The organism is Bradyrhizobium sp. USDA 4538, assembly GCF_024171045.1.
GTDB lineage: Bacteria > Pseudomonadota > Alphaproteobacteria > Rhizobiales > Xanthobacteraceae > Bradyrhizobium > Bradyrhizobium australafricanum.
Genome location: NZ_JALJZE010000001.1, coordinates 8,368,903 through 8,382,333 on the forward strand (window position 1 = coordinate 8,368,903; position 13,431 = coordinate 8,382,333).

Genomic DNA, 13,431 nt, shown 5'->3' on the forward strand with positions numbered 1-13,431 from the left:
CCAAATCGCATCGCGATTTAGACCTCACGCCGCCTTGGCGGCGTGCTTGGCCTTGCGGAGTGCGTGGCGGCGCCAGATCGACCCCACGACCAGCACCACGATGATACCGAGCACTGCGAGCGCGATCTCGCCGCCATTGCCGCCATGCGCGAATTGCGGCGACATCCCGACCGACGTCAGCCAGGAATCGAGCTTGGTACCGAGCGGTCCGGCGAACAGCGCGTCCAGCTTCGGATGCACGGCAGGATCGGTCGCGATGACGTCGCCCGCGATCCAGCCGAGCAGCGCGGCACCGGCCCAGACCAGGACCGGCAGCTTGGTGAGCAGCGCCATGATCAGCGCCGCGCCGGCAACGATCAGGGGAACGCTGATCGCAAGTCCGAGCACCAGCAGCGGCACGCTGCCATTAGCGGCGGCAGCCACGGCGATCACATTGTCGAGGCTCATCACGATGTCGGCGACGACGACGATCTGAACCGCGGCCCACAGATGCGCGGCCGCGTGCACGCTGTCCTCGTCCTCCTGCTCCGGCACCAGCAGCTTGGCGGCAATCACGATCAGCGCCAGTCCGCCGACCAGCTTCAAATAGGGAAGCTCCATCAGGCTGGCGACGATGCCGGTAAAGATGACGCGCAGCAGCACTGCCGCGGCGGCGCCGAGAATCATGCCCCACAGGCGCTGGCGCGGCGCGAGCCCGCGGCAGGCGAGCGCGATCACGAGCGCGTTGTCGCCCGACAGCAGGACGTTGATCCAGATGATCTTGCCGACGGCGACCCAGAACGTCGGCGTCGCCATCTCGTTCTTGAATTCGGTGAAGAACGCGCCGATGTACGCCGGATCAAAGATCTGCCACAGCCAGTCCACAGCGAGTCCTATTCGGCCTTGCGGCCGCCCCTGGCGGCGGTCGTCCGCCGCTCCCCGGTTCTACTTCGACGCGGTCTCCTCGGGAGACCGCGCCACTTTCAGCAATACGGTGTCAGCCGACGATCTCGTTGCCGGCGAAGAACTGCGCGATCTCGATCACCGCGGTCTCCGGCGCATCCGAACCGTGCACCGAGTTCTCGCCGATCGACTTCGCATAGAGCTTGCGGATGGTGCCTTCAGCGGCCTTCGACGGGTCGGTCGCGCCCATCACGTCGCGATATTTCAGGATAGCGCCCTCGCCTTCCAGCACCTGGACCACAACCGGGCCCGAAGTCATGAAGTCGACCAGCTCGCCGAAGAACGGACGCGCCTTGTGGACGGCGTAGAAGGTCTCGGCCTGGCCGCGGGTCATGCGGATGCGCTTCTGCGCCACGACCCGCAGGCCCGCCTTCTCGATCACCGCATTGACCGCGCCGGTCAGGTTGCGCTCGGTGGCGTCGGGTTTGATGATCGAAAAGGTGCGTTCAATCGCCATGATTTCGTCCTTGTAAACTTGGCTGGGAGTTGCCGGGGCTTATATCGGCGCGATGGGATAACGGCAAGCGACCCTGTGACGCGTTAGCCTTTAGTTTTGACGCATTTTCACGACGAAAACCGTCGTTAGGGCGCCCTCCGGACAGCGGCCGGCTCGGCCAACTTACCGCGATTTCACCTAGGTGAACCCATTCTGTCAGCGCCGTGCCGCTGCCGTTCAGCTCAAGTCACATAGGCTCTGCAGCGATCGGACGCCTTGCTGGCCCCCCATCCGCAAGCCTCACAGGACGTCTCGGGAAATGTCACCGCGGGCGCGTCGCGCGCGCCCATACCTCGAGGAGACGATCATGTTACGCAAACTCTCGCTTGCCGCCGTCGCCGCGGTTTCGCTCGGTGCCGCCGCGCTCGCCCCGACCTCCGCTTCTGCGTGGGGTGGTTGGCATGGCGGCTGGCACGGTGGATGGCACCACGGCTGGTGGGGCGGTCCGCGCGTCATCGTCGGCGGCCCGGCCTATTACGGCGGTTATGGCTACGGCGGCGGCTGCTACGTGCGCCGCGTGGTGCCGACCCCGTGGGGGCCCCGCTGGCGCCTGGTCAACCGCTGCTACTGATCCATCGAATCTACGACTGCTCCCCTGACTTGCTTCTCGCCCCGGCCCTCGCGCCGGGGCTTTTTTCGGGTCCGCCGGGGGAACCCGGGCATATGATGGGACCCACTACCTCAAGGCGAGAGCAAGGCGCGGAAACCAAATTCGGGGTCGCGACTTGTCATGGCGAGGAGCTACTCGAACATGCGAGGTGGAACTCGCCAAGAGACATGCCATGACGATGACAATGAGCAAGATCGACAAGGACGCCGATCAGATTGATCACAAGACCTGCCGTTACATCTGCGATGCCGTAGGCGAACGGCTTCAGCAAAGCATGCGGCCAGAGCCCGCACTTTCGTCTCGCCTGCAGCAACTCCTCGATGAGATGCAACGACGGGAAGGCGATCGCCATTAGATGTTGAGGGCTGACCAGCAGCCCAATTGCGTTTTGCAACAGCTCCGGGAGAGATTTTACGAACAGACGGGGTTGCGTTTGGCGGCGGGTCCGGTGACAACGCTGCATGCTCTCCATCACTGACATCTCGGTCCGGATCGCCGGACGGCTGTTGATCGATCACAGTTCGGTGCAAATTGTACCCGGAGCCCGCGTCGGATTTGTCGGCCGCAACGGCGTCGGCAAATCGACGCTGTTTCACGCCATCCGGGGCGACATCCCGACCGAGAGCGGCAGCATCGCGCTTCCGCCGCGCTGGCGTATCGGCAGCCTCGCGCAGGAAGCGCCCGACGGGCCCGAAAGCCTGATCAACGTCGTGCTGAAGGCCGATCTCGAGCGCGACGCGCTGCTGCGCGAGGCCGAGACGGCGCACGATCCGCACCGGATTGCCGAAATCCAGACCCGGCTGGTCGACATCGACGCCCATTCCGCGCCCGCCCGTGCCGCGGCGATCCTCTCCGGCCTCGGCTTCTCGACATCAGACCAGGCGCGGCCGTGCGCGGAATTTTCCGGCGGCTGGCGCATGCGCGTGGCGCTGGCGGCGACGCTGTTCTCCGCGCCCGACCTCTTGCTGCTGGACGAGCCGACCAACTATCTCGATCTCGAAGGCACGTTGTGGCTCGAGAACCACCTCGCCAACTATCCGCGCACGGTGATCGTGATCAGCCACGATCGCGACCTGCTGGACACCTCGGTCGATCAGATCCTGCACCTCGATCGCGGCAGACTGACGCTCTACAAGGGCACCTATTCCTCGTTCGAGGAACAGCGCGCCGCGCGCGAGTTGCTCGACGCCAAGCACGCCAAGCGGCAGGCCGATGAGCGCAAGCGCCTGCAGGATTTCGTCGACCGCTTCAAGGCCAAGGCCTCGAAGGCGCGGCAGGCGCAGTCGCGCGTGAAGATGCTGGAGCGGATGAAGCCGATCACCGCGCTGGTGACCCAGGATGTTCATGAGATCTCGTTCCCGGCGCCGGAGAAGCTGCTGTCGCCGCCGATCATCGCGGTCGATGACGTCTCGGTCGGCTACGAGCCCGGCAAGCCGGTGCTCAATCGCGTGACGCTGCGCGTCGATACCGACGACCGCATCGCGCTGTTAGGGGCCAACGGCAACGGCAAGTCGACGCTGGTCAAGCTGCTGGCGGGCAAGCTCGCGCCGTTTGCCGGCCGGATCACGAGGGCCGACAAGCTGTCGGTCGGCTATTTCGCCCAACACCAGGTCGACGAGCTCAATCTCGACGGCTCGCCCTATGATCACATCCGCAAGCTGATGCCGGAGGCGCCGGAGAGCAAGGTGCGCGGCCGCGTCGGCGCGATCGGCTTCTCCGGCAAGGCCGGCGACACGCTGGTGAAGAGCCTGTCGGGCGGCGAGAAGGCGCGGCTGCTGCTGGGGCTTGCCACGTTCTACGGCCCGAACATGATCATCCTGGACGAGCCGACCAACCACCTCGATATCGACAGCCGTGCGGCGCTCGCGGAGGCGATCAACGAATTCCCCGGCGCCATCATCATGGTCTCGCATGATCGCTATCTGATCGAGGCCTGCGCCGACCGCCTGTGGGTCGTGGCCAACCAGACCGTCACGGCCTATGACGGCGATCTCGACGAATATCGACGCATGATCCTGTCGGCCAATGACGGCCGGCCGGCCTCGCGCGAGCGCGTCAAGGAGGCCGCGAAGCCGGAGCGCATCCGCAACGAGAAGCGTGCTTCACCCAGGCAGCGGGTCGCGCAAGCTGAGGCCGAGATCGAGCGCATCAACGCCATCATCGCCAAGATCGATACCGCACTCGCATTGCCCGATATTTTTACCCGCGACCCCAAGCAGGCCGCGCAACTGACCAAGGCGCGCGCCGGCGCCGAGAGCGCGTTACAGCGCGCCGAGGAAGACTGGCTGGAAGCCAGCGCCGAACTCGACGAAGCGGCGAGTTAGACCGGGCGGAGCCACATATCCGATGTCGTCCCTGCGAAAGCAGGGACCCATAACCACAGATGGTCGTTGCTGCGCGATCGTCGAACGACGAGTCCGCTCAACCACATCGGCCGCGGCGTATGGGTCCCTGCTCCCGTGCGCAATTGCGCACTAGGCAGGGACGACGTGTGGAGAGAGCCGGGGCTCTCATCTATCCGGTGTGATGTCCGCGCGTCCGGTATCATGCCCGCGCATGCAGGCATCGATCTGCCGCTGCGGCGAAAACGCTCTAGCCGTGCGAGGTCTTTTTCTTCTTCGGCTTCGCCTGCTTCGGCTCGGGCACGGGATCCGGGCCGCGTTCGACGGACGACAGGCGCCCCGAGGTAAAGGTGTAGATGCCGGCGCGCGCGCCACGCGACCAGGTCACGACCGCAACGCGCCCGCCGCCCGGAGCACTGGACAGGTTGACGCTGTCGGGCGCGCCGATGCCGCGCACGACGTCGCATTCAGTGTGGCCGAGTGCAACGCTGCCGCCCGTTGGCTGCGGCGGCGGTGCACCGCCGGCCTGCGCGTTGGCATCGGTGGCGCCCGGCGGCGGTGCCATGCCTGGACAGCTGCCGTCGGCACTGACGAGATCGTCGTTGGTTACCGGCTTGTCCGGCGTCAGTGGCGGCGATTCGATCGAGATGTTGCGGATGAACACCCGCCCGGGACGCGAGAACCATTCCGCATCGCGCGAAAACAAATCGGATCCGGCGCCCGAACAGCCGGCAAGTCCCGGTGCAAGCACCAGCAACGCCAGCAGCGACTTCCGACTGAATGTTCCGTCCCGCACGATCGACAAAGCTCCTACCCCTTACCTAAGGGCTTGTCCGAACATCACTTTGCGGCATGACCGTGGCCCGCCCCAAGAAACGTCGAATTATCATTAATTAGTAGCTATCGCTATTGGCGCCGCTGCCAACGTCCCCGCTCGTCGGTCTGCCAATAGGTGACCTCGAAGCCGCGCGCCTTGCAAGCGGTCCAGCTTTCCCTGGCCGAGGCCACCGCGTCGGGGTCGTCGCCGTTGAACACGAGGACCACCCGCTCGTAGCTGTCGCAGTCGGCCGGCAACGCCGCATTGTCGACCAGGAAGCGGACATTGGCCCGATTCGGATTGCTCTCCTCGATCGACAGGATGATCGGCTGGTCCTGCGCGTCGGCGACGCGCGAGGTCGCGTGCGGCAGGAACGAATCGTCGCTGTAGGTCCACAGATGCGCGTCGAGCGTCTCGGCACGCTCCTGTGACGTCGATTGCACGACCACGCGCCAGCCGCGCTCGAGCGACTTCTCGAGCAGCGGCGGCAGCACGCTCTCCAGCGTGATGTTCTGCAGGTGGTAGAACAGAACCTCGGTCATGCGCCGGCCGACACTCTATTTCCTGGCTTCATAATAGTCGGAGACCAGCCGCTCGAGCAGCCGGACGCCATAACCCGAACCCCAGCTCTGATTGATCTCGGTCTTCGGCGCGCCCATCGCGGTGCCGGCGATGTCGAGATGCGCCCACGGCGTGCCGTCGACGAAACGCTGCAGGAATTGCGCTGCCGTGATCGAGCCGCCGTTGCGCCCGCCGGTGTTCTTCATGTCGGCAAATTGCGAATCGATCTGCTTGTCGTATTCGGGACCGAGCGGCATGCGCCACACCTTCTCGCCGGTCTCGAGGCCGACCTTGGCCAGGCGCTCGGCGAGCTCGTCGTTGTTGGAGAACATGCCGGCGTGATCGGTGCCGAGCGCGACCATGATCGCGCCGGTCAGCGTGGCCAGATCGACCATGAATTTCGGCTTGAACTTCTTGGCGACGTACCAGAGCACGTCGGCGAGCACGAGGCGTCCCTCGGCGTCCGTGTTGATGATTTCGATGGTCTGGCCGGACATCGAGGTGACGATGTCGCCCGGACGCTGCGCATTGCCGTCGGGCATGTTCTCGACAAGGCCGATGGCACCGACCGCATTGACGCGGGCCTTGCGCGCCGCGAGCGCGTGCATCAGCCCGACCACGCAGGCCGCACCGCCCATGTCGCCCTTCATATCCTCCATGCCGCCGGCCGACTTGATGGAGATACCGCCGGTGTCGAAGCAGACGCCCTTGCCGACGAACGCGACCGGCGCCTCGCTCTTCTTGCCGCCGTTCCAGCGCATGATCACGGTGCGGCCGGGCCGTGCCGATCCCTGCGCGACGCCGAGCAGCGCACCCATGCCGAGCTTGGTCATCGCCTTGACGTCGAGCACCTCGACGCTGACGCCGAGCTTGCGAAGTTGGCTGGCGCGGCGTGCGAATTCCTCGGGATACAGCACGTTCGGCGGCTCGTTGACGAGCTCACGCGCCAGATTCACACCGTCGACGACGGACGCTTCAGGCGCATAGGCCTTCCTGGCGGCGGCAACATCGTCGACGGCGATCGAGACGTCGGCCCGCAGGGCGCCGTCCTCGCCGTCCTTCTTCTTGGTCTTGTAGCGGTCGAACTTGTAGGCGCGCAGACGGATGCCGGTGGCGATCGCGGCGGCCTGGCCGGCGGCCATCGCGGTATCGGGCAGTTCCGCGACCACGGTCATCGAACCGCTGCCGGCATTGAGCTTGCCGGCCGCCGCGCCGCCAAACTTGAGAAAATCCTTCTCCTTGAGGTCGGCGGCCTTGCCGGTGCCGATCACGATCAGCCGCTCGACCTTGATTCCCTCCGGCGCCAGGATGTCGAGGACCGCCCCGCTCTTGCCCTTGAACTGGTTGGCGGCCGCGGCCCGCTTGACCGTCTCGGCGGCAGCTCCCAGCGCCTTCCGGGCGGCGGCTCCCAGCTTCAATTGGTCGTCGCACAAGACCACCAGAATACCGCGAGCGGACGCGGAGATCGGAACAAAGCCGACCTTGACGGCGTCGGACATAGGAAAATCCTCCAGAACTCAGGGTGTTGCTCGGACCTGAGGCGGTCCTTCCGGCACGCGGGGTGAGCATTGCGATGGCGGTCCGGAACCAGCCCGGACCGGGCTTGTCATACACTATGACCTGCCGGCTGCGCCGCTGCCAAGCGCCGGAGTGGCCGGAAGGCCACAAAAGCGATTAATTAACCATAAATTAAGCGTGCCTTGGCCCGGCCATTTTGTTGACGGATCAAAGGGATGGTAGTGAGAGAGTGACTAGAGAGTGAGCCGGACGGATCCGCGGCTCGACCATAGGGGAACCCGGGTTGACGGGGATGGTCGAAGCCGTGCGTTTGGTTGCGTGCAGGGGGCCTTGGGGGTCGTGCGGTAGCGATGGGGTCGATCGACAAGTACATCTTTAAAACGACGCTGGCGTCGTTTGCGCTTGTCCTGGTCAGCCTCACCGGCGTGATCTGGATTACGCAAGCGCTGCGCGGCATCGACCTGATGACCAGCCAGGGTCAGACCATCCTCACCTTCCTTGGCATCACCGGTCTCGTGATTCCCGCCCTGGTGCTGATCATCGCCCCGATCGCGCTGATGATCGCGATCTCCCACACGCTGAACAAGCTCGCGACCGATTCCGAAATCATCGTCATGAACGCGGCGGGCTTCTCGCCGATCCGGCTGTTCCGGCCGTTCTTCCTTGCCACCTGCGTGGTGGCGGCGCTGGTCGCCTTCATCGGCGCCTATCTCGCCCCCGACGGCATGCGCCGAATCAAGCAGTGGGACGCCGAGATCACCGCCGACGTGCTGACCAACATCCTGCAGCCCGGCCGCTTCGCCCAGCTCGACCAGAACTTGACGATCCGGATCCGCGAGCGCCTGCCCGGCGGCGTGCTCGGCGGCGTCTTCGTCGACGATCGCCGCGATCCGCAGGAGCGCGTCACCATCATCGCCGACCACGGCACCGTGCAGAAGACCGATCGAGGTTCGTACCTCGTGCTCTATGACGGCAATCTGCAGCGGTTCGAGGTTGGCAAGCGCGATCCGGCGCTGGTCGCGTTCGCCCGTTACGCCTTTGACATGTCGAAATTCTCGCAGGGCCGCGACGTCACGCTCGGGATTCGCGAGCGCTATCTCTGGGAGCTGATGTGGCCGGACGAGGAAGACAAGACCTATCAGCAGCTGTCGGGCCAGTTCTTCGCGGAGCTGCATGATCGCTTCATGGCGCCGATCTATCCGTTCGCGTTCGCTGCCCTCACCTTCGCCTTCCTCGGCGCGCCGCGCACCACGCGCCAGAGCCGCAATTTCTCGATCGGCGGCTCGGTATTCGCGGTGTTCGGCCTGCGCATGGTCGGGTTCGCCTGCTCGGTTATGGCGGTCAAGACGCCGCTCGCGGCGCTGGTGCAGTATCTGATGCTGTTCGGCGGCATCGGCATCGGCATCTGGATGATCGTCGGCGGCGTGGTCGTCGAACCGCCGCCGCGGCTGATGGAAGCGATCAACAGGAACAACGAGCGCATTGCGCGCCTCTTCCGGAGGCCGGCAACCGCATGAGCATGGTCACAAACACGCTCGGGCGTTATTTCGCCGGCCGCTTCGTGGTCGCGGCGGTGGGCGTGTTCGCGGGCATCTTCGTGCTGCTCGTGCTGGTCGATTACATCGAGATGGTGCGCAAGACGTCGGGCCTCGTCTCGGCCTCCGCGATCACGGTGGCGGAGACTTCGCTATTCCGGGTGCCGCAGCTGCTCGAGAAGCTGATGCCGTTCTGCGTGCTGATCGGCGCCATGACCTGCTACCTCGCCTTGTCGCGTCGGCTGGAGCTCGTCGTGGCCCGCGCCGCCGGCGTCTCGGCCTGGCAATTCATCTCGCCGGCGCTGGCCAGTGCGATCATGCTCGGCATCTTCGCGACCACCGCCTACAATCCAGTATCGGCCAATCTGCGCGAGCTGTCCAAACGGATGGAAGCCGAGCTGTTCGGCTCGGCGCCAGGCGGCGGCATTCAGGACGCGTCCGGCTTCTGGCTGAACCAGATCAACGACGAGGGTCAGGCGATCATCAATGCGGCCCGCAGCGAGCAGCAGGGCGTGCGGCTGACCGGCCTCACCGTGTTCCGATTCGATACGGCGCTCCAGTTCAAGGAGCGAATCGAAGCGCGCGAAGCGGCGCTCGAAGACGGCCGTTGGGTGTTCAAGGGCGTGCGCCGATTCACCCTCGATAAGCCTCCGGTGGATCAGGACACCTTCTACCTGACCACCACCCTTACCCCGGCACAGGTGCGCAACAGTTTCTCCACCCCGGAAACTGTGTCCTTTTGGCAACTGCCGAACTACATCCGTTCGTCGGAGAGCTCAGGGTTCGCGACGGCTGGCTATCGCTTGCAGTATCACAAGCTCATCGCACAGCCGTTTTTGCTGGCTGCGATGGTGATGTTGGCGGCTTCTGTGAGCCTCCGCTTCTTTCGGATGGGCGGCGTGCAGAAGATGGTTTTGAGTGGCGTGGGCGCAGGCTTTCTGCTCTACGTGCTGTCGAAAGTAACTGAAGATTTGAGCAAGGCTGAGTTGATGCATCCCATCGCTGCGGCGTGGTTGCCTGTCGTTGTGGGCAGCCTCACCGGTTTCTTAGCCTTGCTGTACCAGGAGGACGGGTAGTGGCTCTCGTCGCCGCCCGCCAGTTGAGGTCGCCTGCTCTCGGGCGGCGCAGTGTCCTGCGCCGTCAACGGAGCCGCATGGCCGCGTTTGGCGTTTCGATCTCAGCTCTCCTCGCCGCGTTCGTCGTGGTCAGCGCGCTCGATGTTGTCGCGTCGACGCCGGCTGCCGCGCAGGCCTTCACCTACAATCCGCGTCCGCCGAAGCCGCCCCGCCCGCCGGCCAAGAATGACGGGCAGATGCTGGTTCAGGCGACCGAGGTCGATTACGACTACAACAACCAGCGCATCTCGGCCGTCGGCAACGTCCAGATGTTCTACAACGGCACCAGCGTCGAGGCCGACAAGGTCATCTACGATCAGAAGACCAAGCGTCTTCATGCCGAAGGCAACATCCGCATGACCGATGCGGAAGGCAAGATCACCTACGCCAACATCCTTGATCTCAGCGACGACTACCGCGACGGGTTCGTCGATTCGCTGCGCGTCGATACCGAAGACCAGACCCGCATGGCGGCGACCCGCGCCGATCGGTCCAGCGGCAATTACACGGTGTTCGACAACGGCGTTTATACCGCCTGTGCGCCCTGTAAGGATGATCCGAAGAAGCCGCCGCTCTGGCAGGTCAAGGGCGCGCGCATCATCCATAACCAGACCGAGAAGATGCTCTATTTCGAGAACGCCCAGCTCGAGTTCTTCGGCGTTCCGATGGCGTATCTGCCCTATTTCTCGACGCCCGATCCGACCGTGAAGCGCAAGAGCGGCTTCCTGATGCCGGGCTTCACCACGTATTCGGCGTTCGGCGTCGGCGTCGAAATCCCCTATTACTTCGCGCTCGCGCCGGACTTCGACGCGACGTTCAATCCGCGCATCACCTCGAAGCAGGGCGTGCTGTTCCAGGGCGAATTCCGTCAGCGCCTGTCGAACGGCGCCTATCAGATCCGGCTCTACGGCATCGACCAGCTTGATCAAGGCGCCTTCGCCGGCCAGCCCGGTGACCGCCAGTTCCGCGGCGGCATCGAGACCAAGGGTCAGTTCGCGCTGAACGACAAATGGACCTGGGGCTGGGACGGCGTGCTGCTGTCCGACTACTACTTCATGTCCGATTACCGGCTGGCCCAGTACAAGGATCCGTTCGGATCGTTCCTGTCGCTGCCGACCGAGGCGATCTCGCAGCTCTATCTGACCGGCGTCGGCAACCGCAGCTTCTTCGACGCACGCGCGATCTATTATCTCAGCTACTCCGGCAACCAGAACCAGGTTCCGGTGGTCGCGCCCGTTATCGACTACAACAACGTGATCAACAGCCCGATCTTCGGTGGCGAGTTCAGCTACAAGGTGAACTTCACCAACCTGACCCGCGAAACCGCGGTGTTCGACCCGATCACGACGACGGCCAACACCAACGGCCTGTGCCTGACCACATCCGCGGACCCGATGGCGCGCACGCCGTCGCAGTGCCTGCTGCGCGGCATGCCGGGCACCTACACAAGGCTGACCGCCGAGGCGCAGTGGCGTAAATCCTATACCGACCCGCTCGGCCAGATCTGGACGCCGTTCGTCGGTGTCCGCGCCGATGCCATCAACGCCGACATCTCGAACCAGCCGGGCGTTTCCAACTTCCTGCCGGTCGGCGACACCCAGACGGTCCGCCTGATGCCGACCGTCGGCTTCGAGTACCGCTACCCCTTCATCAACGTGCAGCCGTGGGGCACGACGACCATCGAGCCGATTGCGCAAGTCATCATCCGGCCCGACGAACCCAGCGCCGGCAAGCTTCCGAACGAGGACGCGCAGAGCCTGGTGTTCGACACCTCGAACCTGTTCGCGATCGACAAGTTCTCGGGCTACGACCGCGTCGAAGGCGGCAGCCGCGCCAATGTCGGCGTGCAGGCCACCACGCAGTTCGATCGCGGCGGCAGCGTCAAGGCGATGTTCGGACAGTCCTACCAGATGTTCGGGTTGAACTCGTTCGCAGTCGCGGACGTCACCAACACCGGCATCGATTCCGGCCTGCAGAATCCGCGCTCGGACTATGTCGCGAGCCTCGCCTACTCGCCCAACCGCACCTACACGTTCAGCGTCCGCTCGCGGATGGACGAGGCGACCTGGAACATCAACCGGTTCGAGGCCCAGGCCAGCGCGAACTTCGACCGCTGGTCGGTCAGCCTGATGTACGGCGACTATGCCGCGCAGCCGGAGCTTGGCTATTTGACGCGCCGCGAAGGCATCCTCGCCAGCGGATCGATCAAGGTGGCGGCGAACTGGGTGGTTCAGGGCGCGGCGCGCTGGGACCTTGAAGCGAACAAAATCAACCAGTACGCGTTCGGCGCGGGCTATGTGGACGACTGCTTCGTGCTGGCCGCCAACTATGTCACGTCCTATACCTATCAGGCCGGCTCGACGCCGCCCGTCCTCAGCCACGCGTTCATGTTCCAGATCGGGCTGCGGACGATCGCGCAGACCTCCACGTCCAGCAGTTCGGCTGGCATGCAGTAGCGAGCGAGCGGTCTGGCGGGGTGCTTGGATTGCCTGCGGGCCTGTGGCTCCGGCTTGAATTGGTTTAAACGGCTGACATGACGATAATGACGACCGCTAGCCTGCCAACGCGCCGCCATCAGCTAGTGTTGAGTTCCCTGCTGGCTCTTTTCCTCCTGCTCGGAGGCGGTGCGCGACTGCATGCCCAGACCATCGCCGTGATGGTCAATGGCGAGCCCATCACCAATTACGACATCGAGCAGCGCGCCAAGCTGAACGCCCTGACCGGCGGCAAGACGCCTGATCGGAAGACCGTCCTCGACGAGCTGATCGATGAGAAGCTGAAGATCAAGGAAGCCAAGAAATTCGGCGTCGATCCCTCCGCCGGCGATATCGACCAGTCCTTCGGCGGCATGGCGCAGCGGATGCGGCTTTCCGGCGACCAACTCACCAAGGTGCTCGAGGGCAAGGGCATCCGCCCGGACACGCTGAAGCAACGCATCAGGGCCGACATGGTCTGGACCAGCCTGGTCCGCGGCCGCTTCAAGGAAAGCCTGCAGGTTGGCGAAAAGGACGTGGCCAACGCGGTCAAGGAGACCGGAGGCGCGGCTGAGGCCGAGGCATTCGAATACAGGATGCAGCCGGTCGTTCTGATCGTGCCCCGCGGCGCGCCGCAGTCGGAGTTCGAGGGACGCCGCAAGGAAGCGGACAGCCTGCGCGAGCGCGTTACCAGTTGCGAGGAAGCCAACACCTTCTTCAAGTCGATGCGCAACGCCGCGATCCGCGAGATCGTCGTGAAGACCTCGGCTGACCTGCCGCAGTCGCTGCGCGACATCCTGGACAAGACCCCGGTCGGCCACCTCACCCCTCCCGAGGTCACCAAGCAGGGCGTTGAAATGGTCGCCCTCTGCGGCAGGAAGGCAACCACCGTCGACACGCCGAAGAAGCGTGAGATGCGCGACAAGATGTACGTGCAGAAGTACGAGGCGAAGTCGAAGGCCTACCTGCAGGAAGTCCGAAAAGCCGCGATGATCGAATATCCAGGCGGGCGATGATCGAC

The 13,431-nt window shown here is 64.5% G+C and carries 12 protein-coding genes; 7 read left to right on the top strand and 5 right to left on the bottom strand.

Annotation, left to right across the window (positions count from 1 at the left end):
* Nucleotides 1-24: 24 nt before the first annotated feature.
* Both J2R78_RS38625 and ndk read right to left on the bottom strand, forming a co-directional pair.
* Nucleotides 25-864 carry a TerC family protein gene (locus J2R78_RS38625; RefSeq protein WP_076831988.1) on the bottom strand — a complete coding sequence of 280 codons (840 nt, stop codon included), beginning with the start codon at nucleotides 862-864 and terminating at the stop codon, nucleotides 25-27.
* Between the two features lie 112 nt (nucleotides 865-976).
* Nucleotides 977-1,399 (bottom strand): nucleoside-diphosphate kinase, encoded by a 423-nt coding sequence (gene ndk / locus J2R78_RS38630; protein ID WP_016847423.1) that lies wholly within the window; start codon nucleotides 1,397-1,399, stop codon nucleotides 977-979.
* Between the two features lie 346 nt (nucleotides 1,400-1,745).
* On the opposite strand from ndk, the gene J2R78_RS38635 reads away from it, so the two are divergent.
* The 3 genes from J2R78_RS38635 to J2R78_RS38645 all read left to right on the top strand — a co-directional run bounded on the left by J2R78_RS38635 (nucleotide 1,746) and on the right by J2R78_RS38645 (nucleotide 4,372).
* Nucleotides 1,746-2,009, top strand: a complete 264-nt coding sequence (locus J2R78_RS38635; protein ID WP_018271306.1) for a hypothetical protein — start codon at nucleotides 1,746-1,748, stop codon at nucleotides 2,007-2,009.
* Nucleotides 2,010-2,232: 223 nt separating this feature from the next.
* On the top strand, nucleotides 2,233-2,403 hold the full coding sequence (locus J2R78_RS38640; RefSeq protein WP_167350433.1) for a hypothetical protein: 171 nt from the start codon (nucleotides 2,233-2,235) through the stop codon (nucleotides 2,401-2,403).
* 106 nt (nucleotides 2,404-2,509) lie between these two features.
* On the top strand, nucleotides 2,510-4,372 hold the full coding sequence (locus tag J2R78_RS38645; protein ID WP_253608912.1) for an ABC-F family ATP-binding cassette domain-containing protein: 1,863 nt from the start codon (nucleotides 2,510-2,512) through the stop codon (nucleotides 4,370-4,372).
* A gap of 268 nt (nucleotides 4,373-4,640) precedes the next feature.
* On the opposite strand, the gene J2R78_RS38650 is transcribed toward J2R78_RS38645, so the two are convergent.
* The 3 genes from J2R78_RS38650 to J2R78_RS38660 form a co-directional block, all read right to left on the bottom strand.
* Complete coding sequence (locus tag J2R78_RS38650) at nucleotides 4,641-5,195, bottom strand: hypothetical protein (protein ID WP_083715152.1); 555 nt, start codon at nucleotides 5,193-5,195, stop codon at nucleotides 4,641-4,643.
* Between the two features lie 101 nt (nucleotides 5,196-5,296).
* Nucleotides 5,297-5,749, bottom strand: a complete 453-nt coding sequence (locus J2R78_RS38655) for a DNA polymerase III subunit chi (protein WP_057019887.1) — start codon at nucleotides 5,747-5,749, stop codon at nucleotides 5,297-5,299.
* Nucleotides 5,750-5,764: 15 nt separating this feature from the next.
* Nucleotides 5,765-7,267: a leucyl aminopeptidase gene (locus J2R78_RS38660; RefSeq protein WP_253608913.1), complete on the bottom strand. Its 1,503-nt coding sequence runs from the start codon at nucleotides 7,265-7,267 to the stop codon at nucleotides 5,765-5,767.
* A 369-nt stretch (nucleotides 7,268-7,636) separates the two neighbouring features.
* Here J2R78_RS38660 and lptF point away from each other — a divergent pair, with 369 nt between their 5' ends.
* From lptF to J2R78_RS38680, 4 genes are all read left to right on the top strand, one after another.
* Nucleotides 7,637-8,803 (top strand): LPS export ABC transporter permease LptF, encoded by a 1,167-nt coding sequence (gene lptF / locus J2R78_RS38665; RefSeq protein ID WP_016847429.1) that lies wholly within the window; start codon nucleotides 7,637-7,639, stop codon nucleotides 8,801-8,803.
* Nucleotides 8,800-9,897 (top strand): LPS export ABC transporter permease LptG, encoded by a 1,098-nt coding sequence (lptG, locus tag J2R78_RS38670; RefSeq protein WP_028335173.1) that lies wholly within the window; start codon nucleotides 8,800-8,802, stop codon nucleotides 9,895-9,897. The genes lptF and lptG overlap by 4 nt, the downstream gene beginning before the upstream one ends.
* 77 nt (nucleotides 9,898-9,974) lie before the next feature.
* Complete coding sequence (locus tag J2R78_RS38675; RefSeq protein WP_253608914.1) at nucleotides 9,975-12,392, top strand: LPS-assembly protein LptD; 2,418 nt, start codon at nucleotides 9,975-9,977, stop codon at nucleotides 12,390-12,392.
* An 86-nt stretch (nucleotides 12,393-12,478) separates the two neighbouring features.
* A complete protein-coding gene (locus J2R78_RS38680) occupies nucleotides 12,479-13,426 on the top strand; it encodes a SurA N-terminal domain-containing protein (protein ID WP_092088232.1) in 948 nt (315 codons plus the stop codon).
* The last annotated feature ends 5 nt before the right edge of the window (nucleotides 13,427-13,431 follow it).